This window comes from Microbispora sp. CL1-1 (assembly GCF_012034195.1).
Lineage (GTDB): Bacteria > Actinomycetota > Actinomycetes > Streptosporangiales > Streptosporangiaceae > Microbispora.
In genome coordinates this window covers 6,315-24,464 of record NZ_JAATEK010000014.1, presented here as the reverse complement: position 1 = coordinate 24,464, position 18,150 = coordinate 6,315, and the positions used below count along the sequence as shown (strand labels likewise).

Below are 18,150 nucleotides of genomic sequence, written 5' to 3'. Positions count from 1 at the left end.
GTGCGTCAGCCCGCGTTTCCGGTGGCGACGAGGTCCACGAGCCCCTGGAGGTAGTCGACCAGGGTGCCGACAGTGCGGAAGCTGTCCATGTCCAGGCCCTCGGGGTCGATCTCGACGTCCATTGTGTCCTCCACGGCCATGAGCAGTTCGAGGATCGACGTGGAGTCCAGCTGGAGGTCGTCGAACAGCCGGGTGTCCTCCGTCACGTCGGAGATCTCCCGCTGGAGGACCTCACCGATGGACCGGACGACGGCTGCGACGATCTCGGGTCGGGTCATTGCCGGGTTTCCCTTCTCACGGTGGAACTGTTCGCTGTGCTCGTCTCCTGGCCGCCGGCCGCCGGCACCGGCTGGTCGATGAGGACCTGCCGTCCCAGCAGGTCCTCGACGGTGTCGCGGTGCCGCACGAGGTGGGCGGTCGCGCCCGAGACGAGGACCTCGGCGGGATAGCCGTGGCTGAGGAACAGCACCGGCGACGAGGTGGGTCCGTAGGCGCCCGAGCGTTCGACGCCGATCAGGTCGCCCGGCCGTATCTCCGGCAGGGCCACCCGGCGGCCGAGCACGTCGTCGGGGGTGCACAGCGGCCCGGTGACGGTGTAGCGGCGGTCGGCGAGGGCGTCGTGGTGGTCGATCGAGCGAATGGGGAAGTTGCGCTTGACGAAACTGCCCACCCCCACGGCGGCCATGTGATGGTTCATCCCGCCGTCGGTGACGACGAACCACTCCCCCTTGGAGCACTTCACATACCTGGCCCGCACGACGTAGAGGCCGCAGCGGCCCGCCAGATAGCGGCCGAGTTCCATGATCACCCGGCAGTCCGGGTGCTCGGCCGTGAAGTCCGCGACGACCGCGTTGACCCCCTTGGTCAACTGGTCGAGATCGAGGTCCTTCTCGTTCTCGAAGTACGCGATGCCGAGGCCTCCGCCGATGTCGACGGTCTCGAGCGGGAAACCGAGCTCGGCGCTCAGCTCACGCGCGGCGGCGAGAATGCCGGCGGTGTTCTGGACGACGCCGTCGGCGTCGAGGATGCGGGTGCCCATGTACGCGTGAATCCCGACGACGCGGACGTTGCGCAGGGCGCGCAGCGACGGCCCGCTCTGCAGCAGCAGCTCGTGGTCGATGCCGAACTGCCGGGGTTTGCCGCCCATGGACAGCCGGGCGCCCTTGGTGCTGAACGCCGGGTTGACCCGCAGCAGGGCCCGGGTCCCCGGAGGGCTGAGCCGGTCGAGCGCGGCCAGCTCGTCGAGCGACTCGCAGACGACGGCCGCGATCCCATACTCCAGGCAGGCCCGCAGCTCCTCTTCGGACTTGCCCGGCCCGAGGAAGATGACGTCGGACGGCCGCGCGCCGGCCCATCGCGCCGTGGCGAGCTCCGCCAGGGAGGACACCTCGAGACCGGCGCCGAGTGACCGCATGACGGCGCAGACGCTCACGTTCGGGTTGGCCTTGGCCGAATAGAAGACGTCGACGGCCGGGTGGAGGCGTCGCCGGAGCGCGGTGTAGGACTCGGCCAGCACGTCGGCGTCGTAGATGTACAAGGGGGTGCCGAACCGGTCGGCGAGATCCGCGACCGGGATGCCCTGGACGGCGTACGCATCGGTCATGAGCCCTCCCTGGGCTGGAGCACACCGGCCAGGGCGGCCCGAGCGGCTTCGTCGAGCGCCGCCAGCCGGTCGTGGTCGGGAGCGGTGAGCAGGGTGTAGAGCCGGCCCTGGTGTGGCGGGCCGTCACCGGTGCCGGCGTCGACGGTGCCGGCGTCGACGGTGCCGGCGTTGACGGTGCCGAAGCAGGTGACGACGACCCGGCCGCCCGGCGCCGGGGACAGCAACGGGCCGAGCACCCGGCGCAGGTCGTCGAAGACGATCGGCGCCGCCGACCGCACCGGGTAGTGCCGGGCCAAGGCCACGTGACCCGGCTGGTGGAACAGCTCGGTCATCCCGCCCTGGTAGGTCGACATGTTGAGCCTGGCGTTGATCTCCAGGACCGGGTAGACCCGCTCGTCTTCCGCGACGATCGCGTCGATGCCCGCCACCCCGGAGAACCCGTCGGCGGCCAGCCGGCCGCCCACCTCCGCGGCGGCGCGGCGCAGCAGCGCGTGCTGGTCCGCGCCGAGCTCGGGAGGCATGAGATGCCCCTGGTGGACGCCGCGCTCGGTCAACGCCTGCTTGACGAAGTCGAACCGCACGTCGCCACGGCGGTCGACGGTGATCTGGTAGTTCAGGTCGGCGCGTTTGGGGATCCAGCGCTCGACCACCACCGCGAGACGGTCGTCACCGGTGCGGGCCGCGCGCCGCTCCACGATGCGCAGCAGCCGGTCGGCCTTGGCCGGGGTGTCGAGCACGACCAGGCCCTTGCCGGAGACGCCGTACGCGTCCTTGACCACCACCGGCTTCGAGGCGCCGGCCGCCTCGGCGAGCGCGTCCCGCAGCTCACCGAGCGACTCGCAGCACCATCCGGGCACGGCGGGCAGCCCGAGCTCCTCGGTGATCCTGCGGCTGTAGATCTTGCTGTTGACCCGCTCGAAAGTCGCCGCGTCCGGCACGGCCAGCGGCACCTGGGCGGAGACCGCCAGTTTCTCCTCGTGCTCCGAGGTCCCCATCGGCATGAGCTGCGCCCCGCGTCGGCCGAGAAGGCTCAGCCGGTCGAGCGCGCGCGGCGAGTTCAGCAGATCCTCCGCGGTCGATCTGTCCGGCGTGGTGCTCTCCGGCACGAGCACCTCCGGGAGGCCGACCCCGAGGTCCTCCTCCAGGTAGCGGAGGTAGCCCTCGTCCGGCGCGTGTTTGACGACGAGGACGTCGCCGGGCCCGGCGAGCAGGATGCCGAGCTCCTCCATCCGCTGGACGATCGCCGTGGGCGCCGCCGCCGGCGCGGGCAGGCCGACGTGATGCCGGGCCCACTGGGCCTCCACCTCGAAGTTGCACAGGAACGCCAGAGGCGTGGCCGGGTCTCCGGTCAGCGCGGTCTTCAGCCGCCGGAGGTAGTCCGTGCTCTCGCGTGTCACAGCGTGTTCCCCCTATCCGCCGATCACCATCGCGGCGTACGTGGCGCCCAGGCCGACGGCGGCGAGCAGATAGACGCCGTCGTCGCGCAGCCTGCCCTCGTCACGCATGGAGGCGAGATTGATGAACGGATCCGATCCGAAACAATGGCCATATCGGGGCACGTTGTCGAGATATATTCGCTCGACCCCGAAACCCAGCTCGCGAATCACGCCCCGCCATGACGAGTTGTTCACGTTGTGCGGCACGATCATCGTTATTTCCTGCGGACTCAGCCCGGCCTCGTGAACGGCCTGGCGAATGATCTCGACGACGGCCGGCGTATAGGAGGTGAAGAATTCCGCGAGCACCTCGGGCCGCGGGCGATACAACTGCGCGTATTCACCGCGGGTCCGCACCGCGTACGACCGGATACGCCGGCCGGCGCCCGCCACGCCGACCAGGCAGGCGGCCGACCCCTCCCCCATCACCGTCGTGTTGGGGATCACCGAGAAGATCCGCGACGACGCCTTCTCCCCGGTCACGACGAGGGCGCGCCCGCCGGGGTCTCCGTCCGCCAGCAGCAGTCGCACCGCGATGTCGACGGCGGCCAGCCCGCTGGCGCAGTTCTGCTGCGTGACCGCGAACGCCGTGGCCCTGGGCAGGTCCAGCCTGCGGCACAGCTCCTGCGCCGCGCTGACGTGCGCGGGCGCGACGTCAGGGGCGGTGTGCGCGTAGACCAGGTAGCGGATCCGCTCCCGGTCGGCCGCCGACGGGACGAGCGCCCGCGCCGGCGCGACGAGCAGGTCGATCAGGTCGAGGTCCGGATCCATGGGCAGCCGCGCCAGGCCGTGGACGCGCTGGAACACCCGTAGCTGGTGCCGGTTGATCCCCAGTCGATCGGCCACCTCCTCGATGGCGACCGACCGGCTCGGGACGAAACCCTGCACCGCCTCTATGGCCGGGACGAGGGCGGTGGGCATGAGACGTGCCTCCACATGGGTCACTTCGTCGAAACGATGCACAGGCTAGGCCCGACCACCCCCGGAGCAATATTGGGGTTTTCCCTACCCTTGCCCGCCGGACGGCGGGACGGGAGATATAGGGGTTTCCCCAATATGCCGCCGGTCCGCCGGAAAATTACTCTCCGCATCAAATTCGTAAAACGCCCGGGTGCTGAGTTCTCAGGAGGCGGCATGGGTGACCTGACTTTCACCGAGCGCATGCTTGTTGAATACGCCGGAGAACGCGCGGTGGAGGGGCCGTTGACGCTCGGGCAGATCAACACCCTCGAATGGCTCGGCGACGACACGCGAGCCGGGCTCTACCGGATGATGGAGTGGGCCGTCACGGTGCCGGACGGGACCACGCTCGACGACGTGGCCGAGACGCTCGCGGCCCTGGTCGAGCGCCACGAGTCGCTGCGGACGTCCTGCGTCACCGGCGATTCGGCACGCCAGCGCGTGTCGGGATCGGGCCGGGTGGCCGTCGACGTGTACGAGACCAAGGCCGACGCCGGGTCGCCCGTCGACCCGGAGGAGGTCACCGATCTCATCGCGGCGCTCCAGGCCAGGCCCGTGGACGAGATGGGGAACCCGATGCTCCGCGCGGCGGTCGCCGTGCACGACGGCGCCATCCGGCTGGTCCTCATCGCGTGCAACCACCTGGCGGTCGACTGCGAGAGCCTGGCCGTGGTCGTGCGGCAGTTCGACCACATGATCCGCCATCCCGCCGAGCGCCGCGCCGGGCCGCGTACGCACCAGCCGGTCGACCAGGCGGCCGTCGAGCACTCCCCGCGCGGCCGGCGCCGCGCCGAGGCGTCGCTCCGATACTGGGGGCAGCACATGTCGCGGATGCCGCAGAGCGTGTACGCGATGCCCCGGCCGGCCGGCGGCGCCGAACGCGACGTGCGCCACGCCTACGCGGTGCCGGGCTCCGCCTCCGGCGAGGGCGCCCCGCTCGGCTGCTGGCTCGACTCGCCCGCGCTGCGGCTCGCGCTGCCGCACGTCGCGGCGCGCACCCAGACCACCCTCCCCATGGTGCTCTCGGCCGCGTTCTGCGCGGTGCTCGCCTGGCGCACCGGCAACACCGACCTGGTGTTCGCCTCGCTGGCGAACAACCGGATCGGCCGCGACCTGCACGACTACGTCGGCACCCTGGCGCAGGACACTCTGCTCGCGGTCGATGCCGACACCACCAGCTTCGACCAGCTGATCCGGCGGGCCGGCAGCGGGACGCTCCGGGCGGCAATGCACGGGCTGTACGACGTCAAACTGCTCCAGAATCTGCAGGCCGAGATAGGCGATCGCCGCGGCGTGCTGTTCCAGCGGGACTGCGCCTGCAACATCAACCTCTTCGAGAGCCAGGTCCGGCCGGCCGGGCCGCCGGAGGAGGCGCAGGCCGCGCTCGACCGGACCACCCTCCGCTGGCATGTGCCGCCGTACTTCCGGGTGCTGCTCCTGCTGCGGGTCATCGACTCCGACGGCGAGCCGCTGCTCGGCCTCACCACCGGTCACGCCGATCTGGTGCCCGCGGCCGAGATCGAGTCGCTGCTGCTCGGGATCGACCGGCTGCTGGCCGAGGCGGCCACCGGAGATGTGGATCTCCGCCGCATGACCGAGATCACCGGCCTGACACCGGTCGTCCGCGGCCCGGAGTGGCAGCGGGTGGACGGCTGCTGGATCGAGCTGCCGGAGGTGCAGCGACTGGTCGACGACGCCGTCCGGGTGCCGGCCCGGGTGTTCGCCGCCCCGGACGACCACGGCCGCACCGTCCTGACCGCCTACGTCACCGCCGGCGGCCCCGTACGTACCCCCCGGGAGGCTCACGAGGCCTGCATGAGCATGCTGACGGGCCGATACACCGCGATGGCTCCCGGCCGGTACGTGATCTGTGCCGGGCCTCCCGAGGATCCGGACGACCCGGCGGCCTGGCGCCGCAGACCCGTCCTCGCCGAAGGCGACGGCCGGAAGGAGCAGCGGTGAGCCACGTCGAACCGATCGCCGTGATCGGCCTGGCCTGCAGGCTCCCCCAGGCACCCGACCCGGACGCGTTCTGGCGGCTGCTGCGGTCGGGCACGGACGCGATCACCGATCCGCCTCCCGGCCGGCCGGAGGCCGCACCGGAACACCGGCGAGGCGGGTTCCTCGAAGGGATCGACGAGTTCGACGCCGAGTTCTTCGGGATCCCGCCGGTCGAGGCCGCCGCCATGGACCCGCAGCACCGGCTCATGCTGGAGCTCGCCTGGGAGTCCCTGGAGAACGCTCGGATCGCGCCGACCTCGATCAAGGATCACCCGGTCGGCGTGTTCGTCGGCACGATGTCCGCCGACTACGACACGGTGCTCCACCGCGACGGGCCGTCCGGGATCAGCCACCACACCCTGACCGGCTCCAACCGCGGCCTCATCGCCAACCGGATCTCCCACCACCTCGGCCTGCGCGGCCCGAGCTTCGCCGTGGACAGCGGCCAGTGCTCGTCGCTGCTGGCCGTCCACCTCGCCTGCGAGAGCCTGCGCGGCGGGGAGGCGGAGCTGGCGATCGTCGGCGGGGTCAACCTGACCATCGTGCCCGAGAGCACGGTCGGCGCGGAGCGGTTCGGCGCGCTGTCGCCCGACGGACGCTGCTTCACCTTCGACTCCCGCGCCAACGGGTACGTCCGCGGCGAGGGCGCCGCGGCCGTCGTCCTCAAGCCGCTGCGCCTCGCCGAGGCCGACGGCGACCGCGTGCACTGCGTGATCCTCGGCAGCGCCGTGAACCACGACGGGAGCGCCGGCGCGCTGACCGTCCCGAACCGCGAGGCACAGGAGCGGGTGATCGACCTGGCGACGCGCCGCGCGGGCGTCGGCCGGCACGAGGTCCAGTACGTCGAGCTGCACGGCACCGGCACGCGGGTCGGCGATCCGATCGAGGCGGCCGCGCTCGGCGCGGTCCTGGGGACGGGGCGGCCGGACGGCGACCGGCTGGCCGTCGGATCCGTCAAGACCAACGTGGGGCATCTGGAAGGCGCCGCGGGAATCGTGGGGTTGCTCAAGGTGGCCCTCAGCCTCGCGCACCGGGAGCTCCCGCCGAGCCTCAACTTCGTCACGCCGAATCCCGCGATCCCGCTGGAGCGGCTGGGCCTGCGGGTCCAGACCACGCTGTCCCCCTGGCCGAAGCCCGACCGTCCGCTGGTGGCGGGCGTCTCCGCGTTCGGCATGGGCGGCGCCAACTGCCACGTCGTGCTGGGCGAGGCTCCGCCGCGCCGTCCGGTGGCGCGCGCCGCCGCCGACGGCCTGCTTCTCCCGTGGGTGCTTTCGGCGGCGACCGGGCAGGCCCTGCGTGCCCAGGCCGGACGGCTCCGGAAGTTCGCCGAGGCGGACCTGCGGCTCGCACCGGCGGACGTGGCGCGCTCGCTCGCCATGACCCGGGCGCCGCTGCGGGAGCGCGCCGTCATCCTGGGCACCGATCCCGCGGAGTTCCTGACGGGCCTCGCGGCGGCGGCGCAGGGCGCGCCGGCCGGGAATCTCATCCGGGGGGACGCCGGTGAGGAGGCCAAGCTGGTCCTCGTGTTCTCCGGGACGTCATCCGGCGACGTCCTCGACCGGCTCACCGCCCCGGGCGGTCTGATGGACGCGGCCACGCCCCTCGGGCGGACGTTCCGCCGCCACCTGGACGAGTGCGCCGAGGCGCTCGCGCGGTTCACCGGCTGGTCGCCGCGCGACGTGGTGCGGAACGCGCCCGGAGCGCCCCCCGCCGAGACGCCGGAGGTCGCCCGGTCCCTGTCGTGGGCCGTCGCGGTGGCGTTCGCCGCGACGCTGCGGTCGTCCGGCGTCCGCCCCGACGCGGTCGTCGGCCACCGCGACGGAGAGATCGCGGCCGCCTGCGCGGCCGGTCTGCTGAGCCTCGGCGAGGGCGCCGAGCTGATCGCCGGGGGCGCGGGGCGCGGACCGGGCGCGCTCTCCCCGGGCCTGCCAGGCGGCATCCCCTGCTACTCGACGCGTACGGCCGGCCGGCTCGACCGGGCCGACGTCGGCTCCGCATCCGAGGACGCCCCCGATGGGCTCAGCGCTCTGATCGGCGCCCTGGTCCGCGAGGGGCACCGGGTCTTCATCGAGGCCGCGGCGCACCCCCTGCTGAGCGGCGCGATACAGGCCGCGCTCGACGCGTCCCGCGAGGACGACGGCATGGACGTCGGCAGGGAGGCCGGCAGGGAGGCCGGCACGGTTCTCGCCGCCGGGCCCGACCGCGCCGGTGTGCTGCGTTCGATCGCCCTGGCCCACGTGCACGGGGCGGACGTCGACTGGTCCGCCGTCTTCGGAGACGAGACGGCCCTGGTCGACCTGCCGACCTACGCCTTCCAGCGCACGTCGCACTGGATCGCGCCGGCCGCCGCCGTCACGTCGCCGACCCGGGCCGACGACGCCGACGGGTGGAGGCACGTGATGTCCGGCCTGCCGGAGGCGCAACGGCGCGAGGCGGCGATCGGGCTCGTCCGCGCGCAGGTCGCCGACGTCCTCGGGCACTCGGCGCCGGAGGCCGTCGACGTGCGGCGCGCCTTCGGCGACCTCGGCCTCGACTCCGTCACCGGCGTCGAGCTGAGCCACCGCCTGAGCGCCGCGACCGGGCTGCGCCTGCCGGAGACGCTGATCTTCGACCATCCCACGCCGATGGCCATCGGCGAACATCTGGCGGGGCGCCTGGCCGAGACGACGCCGGGCGCGGCGGCTCCGACGACTACGACGACCACCGCGACCACCACCACCGCGGCCACCACCACCGCGGCCAAGGCCGAGGCCGAGGCCGGCGAGCCGATCGCCATAGTGGCGATGGCCTGCCGGTTCCCCGGCGGCGTACGCTCCCCCGAGGATCTGTGGCGTCTGGTGGAGTCCGGCGTCTGCGCCGTCTCCGGCGTACCCGCCGACCGTGGCTGGCGGATCCCCGCCGTGGGCGGATTCCTGGCGGACGCGGCCGGCTTCGACGCCGCTTTCTTCGGCATCTCGCCGCGCGAGGCGCTGGCGATGGACCCGCAGCAACGGCTGATGCTCGAAGTCACCTGGGAGGCCCTGGAACGGGCCGGGATCCCCGCCGGGACGCTCGCGGGCAGCGACACCGGCGTCTACGTGGGCGCCATCCCGCAGGAGTACGGCCCGCGCGGGCACGAGGGGCCCGACGAGCTCAAGGGCTACCTCATGACCGGTGGCACCGGCAGCGTCATCTCCGGCCGCATCGCCTACACGCTCGGCCTCGGCGGCCCGGCGGTGACCGTCGACACGGCCTGCTCGTCGTCGCTGGTCGCGGTGCACATGGCCTGCCAGGCGCTGCGGCTGGGCGAAACCGGCCTGGCCCTGGCCGGCGGCGTGACCGTCATGGCCTCTCCCACGATGTACACCGAGTTCGGACGGCAACGCGGGCTCGCGGCCGACGGCCGGTGCAAACCGTTCGCCGCCGCGGCGGACGGCACGAGCTGGGGCGAGGGCGCGGCGCTGCTGGTGCTCGAACGGCTGTCGGACGCGCGGCGGAACGGCCATCCGGTCCTGGCGCTGATCCGCGGCAGCGCCGTCAACCAGGACGGCGCCAGCAACGGGCTGACCGCGCCCAGCGGCCCCGCCCAGCGGCGGGTGATCCGCGCGGCCCTGGCCGCCGCCGGGCTCGGACCCGCGGACGTGGACGCCGTCGAGGCGCACGGCACCGGCACCTCGCTCGGCGACCCGATCGAGGCCGAGGCCCTGCTGGCCACCTACGGCCAGGGCCGGCGGGCCGACCGGCCGCTGCTGCTCGGCTCGGTGAAGTCCAACATCGCGCACTCCCAGGCCGCCGCGGGCGCCGCCGGAGTCATCAAGATGGTCATGGCCATGCGCGCGGGGCTCCTGCCCATGACCCTGCACGTCGACAAGCCCACCCCCCGTGTGGACTGGTCCTCCGGCGCCGTCCGGCTCCTGACCGAGCCGGCCGCCTGGCCGGACACCGGCCGCCCCCGCCGCGCGGCGGTCTCGTCCTTCGGCATCAGCGGCACCAACGCGCACCTCATCGTCGAGCAGGCCCCGGCCGCCCCGGAAACCGCGCACGCGGACGACGGCCCGCCCGCGGCCTGGCTGGTCTCGGCCAAGACCGAGCCGGCCCTCCGGGCGCAGGCGCAGCAGCTCAGGGACTACGTGGCCGCCCGCCCCGGGCTCGACACCGACGCCGTCGCGCACGCCCTCGCGTCGGGCCGCACCGTCTTCGAGCACCGTGCCGTGATCACGGCGGCCGGCCGATCGGGCCTGCTGGCCGGCCTCGGCGCGCTCGCCGCCGGTGAGACCGCTCCCGGCGTGCTCCGCGCCGCCGGCCCGGCAGGCAAGACCGCCTTCCTGTTCGCCGGGCAGGGCAGCCAGCGGCCCGGCATGGGCCGTGAGCTCTATGAGGCGTCCGCGGTCTTCGCGGCCGCGCTCGACGAGGCGTGCGCACACCTGGACGCGCATCTGGACCTGCCGCTGCGCGACGTCATGTGGGCGCCCGCCGGATCGGCCGGCGCGGAGCTGCTCGGCCAGACCCGCTACACCCAACCGGCGCTGTTCGCCCTGGAGACCGCGCTGTACGCGATGGCCCGGGAGCACGGCATCACCCCGGACTATCTCATCGGCCACTCGATCGGCGAGCTCGCCGCCGCTCACGTCGCGGGCGTGCTCTCCCTGGCCGACGCCGCCACGCTGGTGGCCACGCGCGGGCGGCTGATGCAGGAGCTGCCGCAGGGCGGCGCGATGGTGTCGATCCGGGCCTCGGAGGACGCCGTGCTCGGGCTGCTCGCCGGCCAGGAGGACAGGGTCGGCGTCGCGGCCGTCAACGGCCCGGCCTCGGTCGTCGTCTCCGGCGACACCGACGCCGTGCTCGCCGTCGCCCGGCGCTGCGCGGAGCTGGGCTGGGCGACCCGGCGGCTGGACGTCAGCCACGCCTTCCACTCGCCGCACATGGACGGCATGCTCGACGACCTCATCGCGGTCGCGTCCGGCCTGGCCTTCCGGCCGCCCGCCATCCCCGTCGTCTCCAACCTCACCGGCCGGATCGCCACCCCGGAGGAGCTGCGCTCGCCCGCCTACTGGGCCCGGCACGCGCGCCAGGCGGTGCGTTTCCTCGACGGCGTCCGCCGGCTCGCCGAACAGGGCGTCACCTCTTATCTGGAGCTGAGCCCCGACGCCGTGCTCGCCCCGCTCGCGCGGGTCACTCTCGCCGCCCCGGCGGCCGAGCCCGGCCCCGCCGCCGAGCCCGGCGCGGCGCCGGAGTTCATGTCCGTCCTGCAGCGCGGGCGCCCCGAGGCCGAGACCGCCGACCGGGCCCTCGGCTGGGCGCGCGCCCGCACCGCCGGCGTCACCCTGCCCCCGGGCCGCCCAGGACGGCCCGGACGGCCCGGACGGCCCGGACGGCCCGGGCGGCCGGACGCCTGCGTTGACCTGCCGACCTACCCCTTCCAGCACCGGCGGTTCTGGCTGACCGCCACGTCCGGATCGCAACCGTCCCCGGCCGTCCGCGACGGGTCGCGCTACCGCATCGTCTGGCGGCCGATCCCCATGACGGTGGCTCCCGCTCCGCGCGGCACCTGGCTCGTGGTGGTTCCGGCCGGGTACGCCGGCCACGAGTGGGTGACCGCGTGTGCGAGCGTCCTCGGCGACGGAGGCGCGGACGTCCGCGTGATCGCCGACGACGGCGGCGAGAGCGGCCCGGAGGCGCTCGCGTCGCGGCTGCGCGCCGCGCTCGGCGGCGGCGCCGCGCCGGGCGGGGTGCTGTCGCTGCTGGCGCTCGACGACCGCACGGACCCGCGTCACCCGGAGATCTCCCGCGGCCTGTCCGCGTCGCTGACGCTGGTGCGGGCCCTGGCCGTCGCCGCGCTCGGCGTCCCGCTGTGGATGCTCACGCGCGGGGCGGTCGGCACCGGCCCCACGGATCCGGTGGAGAATCCCGCCCAGGCGCAGATCTGGGCGCTCGGCCGATCCGTCGCCCTGGAACACCCGCGGATGTGGGGCGGCCTGGTCGACCTCCCGGCCGACACCCGGTGCGCGCATCTGGTGCGTACGGCGCTGACCGCACCGGGGCACGAAGAGGAGATCGCGATACGCCCCGCCGGGCTGTTCGGACGCCGCCTGGCGACCGCGCCGCGGCCCACGTCCGCGGCCGAGCCCTGGCGTCCCCGCGGGACCGTCCTGATCACCGGCGGCACCGGCGGTCTTGGCACGCACGTCGCCCGATGGCTGGCCGCCGCGGGCGCCGAACACCTGGTGCTGGTCAGTCGCCGGGGCCGGTCCGCGCCCGGCGCCGAGGCACTCGAAAAGGAGCTCACCGGGCACGGCGCCGCCGTCACCATCGCCTCCTGCGACGTGGCCGACCGCGCCGCGCTGGCCGATCTGATCGCCACCGTCAACGCCGGACACGGCCCCATCACATCGGTGTTCCACACGGCGGGAGTCGGTCGGCGCGTCCCGATCGCGGAGCTCACGGCGGACGAGCTCGCGGCGGCCTGCTCCAAGGCGGCCGGTGCCGCCAACCTGGACGACCTGCTCGGCGCGACCGCGCTCGACGCCTTCGTGCTGTTCTCCTCGATCGCCGGCACCGGCCTGTGGGCCACCACCGGCCAGGCCGCGTACGCGGCGGCCAACGTCTTCCTCGACGCCCTGGCCGAGCGGCGCCGCGCGCTGGGCCGCTCCGCGACCTCGCTCGCCTGGGGACTGTGGGAGGGCCCGGGAATGGGTGAAGACCCCGCGTTCGCCCGGCACCTCGCACGGCACGGCATCGAGGCGATGCCGCCTGAGAAGGCGATCGCCGCCCTCCAGGCCGCCCTCGACGACGACGAGACCTGCCTGACCGTCGCCGACATCGCCTGGGAGCGGTTCGTGCCGCCGTTCACCGCAGGGCGCACCCGTCCGCTGCTGGACGACCTCGCGGCGGCGCGGGAGGCCCAAAGCAGGGAGACGCCGCGCGCTCCGGCGGACGCGCCGGACCGGACGCCCGGCCCGGGGCTGCGAGAGGAGCTCGCGGCCCTGCCCGCCGCCAGACGGCGCCCGCGGATTCTGCAGGTGGTGCTGGGCCACACGGCGGCGATCTGCGGCGACTCCGCCGACGAGACCGACCCGAACCGGCCGTTCCGCGACCTCGGGTTCGACTCGCTGATGACCGTCGAGCTGCCGGAACGGCTCACCGCCGCCACAGGCTTGGCGCTTCCCCCCACGCTCGCGTACGACCACCCGACGCCGGCCGCGGTCGCCGATCACCTGTACGCCGAGCTCACCGGCGAGCGCGCCCCCGTCACGGGCCCGGCCGGCGCCGCGCCGCCCGTGTCCGAGGACCCCATCGCGATCGTCGCCATGTCCTGCCGCTATCCGGGCGGCGTGCGCTCCCCGGAGGACCTGTGGGACCTGCTCATGGCCGGCTCCGACGCGGTGTCGGAGTTTCCCGCCGACCGCGGATGGGACCTCGACGGCCTGTACGACCCGGAGAGCGCACGGCCCGGCACGTCGTACACGAACCTCGGCGGCTTCCTCCACGACGCCGGGGAGTTCGATCCCGCCTTCTTCGACATCAGCCCGCGCGAGGCCCTCGCGATGGACCCGCAGCAGCGGCTGCTGCTCACGCTCGCCTGGGAGGCCCTGGAGCGCGCCGGGATCGACCCCGCCACCCTGCGCGACAGCGACACCGGCGTCTTCGTCGGAGCCTCGTCACACCAGTACGGCGGCGACGGCGGGCACGTTCCCGAGGACGTCGCCGGCCACCTGCTGACCGGTACGGCGGCGAGCGTGAACTCCGGCCGCATCGCCTACACCCTCGGCCTGCGCGGACCGGCGCTGACGGTGGACACCGCGTGTTCGTCGTCCCTGGTCGCCCTGCACCTCGCCGTCCGGGCCCTCCGTTCCGGGGAGTGCGGCATGGCGCTGGCCGGCGCGGCCACCGTGATGGCCACCCCCATGGTCTTCACCGAGTTCAGCAGGCAGCGCGGGCTGGCCGCCGACGGCCGGTGCAAGCCGTTCGCCGCCGCCGCCGACGGGACGGCGTGGGGTGAGGGGGCCGCGGTGCTCCTGCTCGAACGGCTGTCCGACGCCACCCGCAACGGCCACCGGATCGTCGGCCTCATCCGCGGCAGCGCCGTCAACCAGGACGGCGCGAGCAACGGGCTGACCGCGCCCAACGGGCCGGCGCAGGAACAGGTGATCGGGCAGGCGCTCGCCGCCGCCGGGCTCGAACCGGCCGAGGTGGACGTCGTGGAGGCGCACGGCACCGGCACCACGCTCGGCGACCCCATCGAGGCCGGGGCGCTGCTCGCCGCGTACGGCCGGGACCGGGACGCGCGGACGCCGCTGCTGCTGGGATCGGTGAAGTCCAACATCGGGCACACGCAGGCGGCGGCCGGAATGGCCGGCGTCATCAAGCTGGTCATGGCGATGCGGCACGGCACGGTGCCGAAGACCCTGCACGTCGACCGGCCCACCCCGCACGTCGACTGGTCCTCGGGGGCGCTCCGCCTGGTGACCGAGCCGACCGCCTGGCCCGGCACGGGCCGGCCGCGCCGCGGCGCGGTGTCGTCGTTCGGCATCAGCGGCACCAACGCCCACGTCGTCATCGAGCAGGCTCCGCAGGAAGGGACGTCCGAGCACGCGTCCGGGGCTCGACCCGGCGAACCGGTGCCGATGCCGGTCCCGGTCCCGATTCCTGTGCCGTGGCTCGTCTCGGCGCGGTCCGAGACGGCGTTGCGGGCGCAGGCCGCCCGGCTCCGGGACTTCGCCCGGCGTCACCCGGAGCTGTCCCCCGATGACATCGCCCACGCGCTCGTCACCACCCGGCACGCGTTCGAGCACCGCGCCGCCGTCAGCGGCCGGACCCACACGGAGCGCGTCGAGGCGCTCGACCGTCTCGCCGCCGGCGAGGAGCATCCCGGCGTCGTGCGCGGGGTCGCGAAGACGGCGCCGACGGGCTTCCTCTACTCCGGCGAGAGCGCCGGGGAGACCGGTGCCGCGCTCGACCTGCACGACGCGTTCCCCGTGTTCGCCGCCGAGTTCGACGCCGCCTGCGCCGCGCTGGACGTCCATCTGGACGAGCCCCTGCGCGACGTGCTACGCGACGCCCCGGACACGCTCAAGGACGGCCGCTCCGCCCACGCGTACGCCGCGCGGTTCGCGTTCGACGTCGCGCTCACCCGGCTGCTCGGCCACCTCGGACCGGTGCCCGAGTGCGTGCTCGGCATCGGGTGCGGCGCGCCCGCCGCCGCGTACGTCGCCGGAACCCTGTCCCTTTCCGACGCCGCGGCTCTGGTCACCGCCCTCGGCCGGCTCAGCCGATGGCCCGGCGAGGAGGCGGCGCTCCGCGAGTTCCGCGCGGTCGTGGACGGCATCCGGTTCGGCGAGCCCGCCATATCGATGGTCTCCCCCTCGACCGGCCGGCTCGTCACCGCCGGAGACCTGGCCCTCTCCGAGCACTGGATCCGCGGGGAGGCGACCACGCCCTCCGACGGCGTCCGGCTGCTCACCGAGGCCGGGACCGGCCATGTCATGGTGCTCGGCCCCGCACACGACGCGGTGCGGGGCCTGACCGCCGCGCTGGCGGAGGCGTACTGCCAGGGCCAGGCCGTCGAGTGGCGGAACCTCCTTCCCAGCGGGACGGGCACGCCCGTCGACCTCCCCACGTATGCCTTCGACGATCGCCGGTTCTGGCTGCCGGCCTCCGGCCGCGGCCGCGCCGGCGACGAACCGCCGGCGGCCGAGCGCCACCCCCTGGCCAGCCAGGCCATCGAACTCGACGACGGCGGCATGCTGTTCACCGGCGGCATCTCGGCGCGTACGCAGCCGTGGCTCGCGGACCACGAGGTGCATGGTCACGTCGTCGTGCCGGGTGTGACGTTCCTGGAGCTCGCCGCGTGGGCGGCCCGGCAGACCGGCTGCGCCGAGGTCGTCGAGCTGACCCACAAGGCACCGCTGATCGTCCCGCCGGACGGCAGGATCGAGCTCCAGCTGCGGACCGGGCCCGCCGACCCGGCCGGGCGGCGGGAGTTCTCCCTGCGGTGCAGAAGCGCGACCGCCTCACGCGGGCGTCCCTGGTCGCAACTGGCCACCGGCGTCCTCGGGCCTGCCCGGACCTCCGGCGTCCCGGCACGGCGCGCCAAGGACGCGGCGACGGGTCGGGGCGGCGTCCCCGACGGCGCGATCCCGATCGAGGTCGGCGACTTCTACCAGCGGTTCAACGCCCGCGGCCACTACGGCTGGGGTCCGGTGTTCCAGAACCTGCGCGCCGCCTTCCGGCACGGCGACGATCTCTACGCGGAGCTCCGGCTGCCGGAGGACCCGCGCCTTCGCTCCGGCCTGTTCGACCTGCATCCGGCCCTCCTGGACGCGGTGATGCACGGGCTGGGCCTCGACGGCGCGCCGGAGCCGCTCATCGACCTGATCACCGACGGCGGAGACGGCACCCCGAGGCCGCGCATCCCATTCATCTGGAACGGGGTCGCCATATCCGGGAACGGCGCGCGCGAGCTGCTGGTGCGCGTCTCGCCCGCCGGCCCGGGCGCGGTGTCGATCACCGCGTGGGACGAGACCGGCCGCCCGGCGGTCGTCGTCGAGTCGCTGGTCATGCTGCCCGTCTCGCCGAAGCAGCTCGGAAGCTCGTCCGGCCGCCGAGCGGCGTTGCACCGCATCGCCTGGCAGGCCGCCGAGCCGCCGCGCGGCCGATCGCGCCCTGTCGTCACGGTGCCCGGTGGCGACCCGTCCGCCGCGCGGGCGGCGATCGCGGCGCAGGCGGAGCCGCCGGCCGGCGTGGTCGTACCGCTGCCGCCGGACGACATGACGCCCGCCGCCGCCCGCCGCGCCACCCGCCGCACGCTGGAAATCGCCCAGCGGTGGCTCTCCGACGACACCGTCGCCGGCGTCCGGCTGGTCTTCGTCACGCGGCACGCGGTCGCCGCCCTCCCCACCGACCCGGTCGAGGACCTCGCCAACGCCGCGTCCTGGGGCCTGATCCGCTCGGCCCAGGCCGAGCATCCGGGCCGGTTCACGCTCGTCGACGTCGACGGGGCGCCCGAGTCGGAGGACGCGATCGCGGAGGCGGTGGCCACCGGTGCGCCGCAGGTCGCCGTACGCAACGGAATCCTCCACCTGCCGGAGCCGGCACAGGTGTCGCTCATCACGGGCCGGACCGGCCGGCACCTCGATCCGGGCGGCACCGTGCTCGTCTCCGGGGGCACCGGCGGCCTTGGCGCGCTGTTCGCCCGGCACCTCGTCACCGAGCACGGCGTGCGCCACCTGATCCTGGCGAGCCGCCGGGGTGACGCCGCGAAGGGTGCCGGCGCGCTCGTCGCCGAACTGGCCGCCCACGGCGCCGAGGTCAGGGTCGTCGCCTGCGACGTCGCCGACCGCGCCGCCGTGGAGGCCCTGCTCGCCGCGGTCCCGGAGGATCACCCGCTCACCGCGGTCGTCCACGCCGCCGGCGTGCTCGACGACGCCGTGGTCACCGCGCTCTCCTCGGAGCAGGTCGACGCCGTCATGCGGCCGAAGGCCGACGGCGCGTGGCATCTCCACGAGCTCACCCGCACACTCGACCTGGACGCCTTCGTGCTGTTCTCCTCCGTGGCGGGCGTGCTCGGCACCGCGGGTCAGGCGAACTACGCGGCGGCCAACGGTTTTCTCGACGCCCTCGCCCACCACCGCCGCTCCCTCGGGCTGCCCGCGACGTCACTCGCGTGGGGGCTGTGGGACGCCGACGGCATGGGCGGCGGCCTCGGGCAGGCCGATCTCGAACGGATGCGGCGCGCCGGGATCAGGCCGATGCCGGCCGAAGACGGGCTGGGCCTGTTCGACGACGCCCTCACGGTGGCCGAGCCGCTGCTCATGCCGGCCGATCTGGACCTCGCGGCGGCACGCGCCGGAGGGGAGGCCACGCGGGACGCCGCGGCCTCGCCGATGCCGTCCGGCCTGTCGCCGGACGAACGCGACGCGTTCCTCCTCGACCTGGTCGTCGGGCACGTCGCCGAGGTCAGCGGCCATTCCGCCGAAGCGATCGAGCCGGACGCCACCCTGTTCGAGCTCGGCCTCGACTCGCTCATGATCGTGGAATTGCGCAACCGCCTGGCGTCCGCCAGCGGGCTGGCCCTGCCGGCGAACGTCGCGTTCGACCATCCGACACCTGCGGCTCTGGTCGATCACCTGCGCGACCGGCTGCCCGGGGAGCGCCGGCCGGTGGACGCGTGAC

General features: G+C 74.3%; 6 protein-coding genes. 2 read left to right on the top strand and 4 right to left on the bottom strand.

Annotated elements, in window-relative coordinates; all coding sequences use genetic code 11:
• Positions 1 to 5: 5 nt before the first annotated feature.
• The 4 genes from HCK04_RS18340 to HCK04_RS18325 are packed head-to-tail and all read right to left on the bottom strand — an operon-like array spanning position 6 to position 3,960.
• The gene (locus tag HCK04_RS18340) at positions 6 to 278 is read right to left on the bottom strand and encodes an acyl carrier protein (RefSeq protein ID WP_142648564.1); all 273 of its coding nucleotides are present in this window, start codon (positions 276 to 278) and stop codon (positions 6 to 8) included.
• Positions 275 to 1,603 (bottom strand): type III PLP-dependent enzyme, encoded by a 1,329-nt coding sequence (locus HCK04_RS18335; protein ID WP_142648563.1) that lies wholly within the window; start codon positions 1,601 to 1,603, stop codon positions 275 to 277. Before HCK04_RS18335 ends, HCK04_RS18340 begins: the two co-directional genes overlap by 4 nt.
• Positions 1,600 to 3,000, bottom strand: coding sequence for an ATP-grasp domain-containing protein (locus HCK04_RS18330; protein WP_142648562.1), 1,401 nt, complete (start codon positions 2,998 to 3,000; stop codon positions 1,600 to 1,602). The genes HCK04_RS18335 and HCK04_RS18330 overlap by 4 nt, the downstream gene beginning before the upstream one ends.
• A gap of 12 nt (positions 3,001 to 3,012) precedes the next feature.
• On the bottom strand, positions 3,013 to 3,960 hold the full coding sequence (locus HCK04_RS18325) for a ketoacyl-ACP synthase III family protein (RefSeq protein ID WP_142648561.1): 948 nt from the start codon (positions 3,958 to 3,960) through the stop codon (positions 3,013 to 3,015).
• Between the two features lie 213 nt (positions 3,961 to 4,173).
• Here HCK04_RS18325 and HCK04_RS18320 point away from each other — a divergent pair, with 213 nt between their 5' ends.
• Together HCK04_RS18320 and HCK04_RS42495 are read left to right on the top strand one after the other, a co-directional pair.
• Positions 4,174 to 5,961: a condensation domain-containing protein gene (locus HCK04_RS18320; RefSeq protein ID WP_168066041.1), complete on the top strand. Its 1,788-nt coding sequence runs from the start codon at positions 4,174 to 4,176 to the stop codon at positions 5,959 to 5,961.
• Complete coding sequence (locus HCK04_RS42495; RefSeq protein ID WP_142648559.1) at positions 5,958 to 18,149, top strand: type I polyketide synthase; 12,192 nt, start codon at positions 5,958 to 5,960, stop codon at positions 18,147 to 18,149. Before HCK04_RS18320 ends, HCK04_RS42495 begins: the two co-directional genes overlap by 4 nt.
• The last annotated feature ends 1 nt before the right edge of the window (position 18,150 follow it).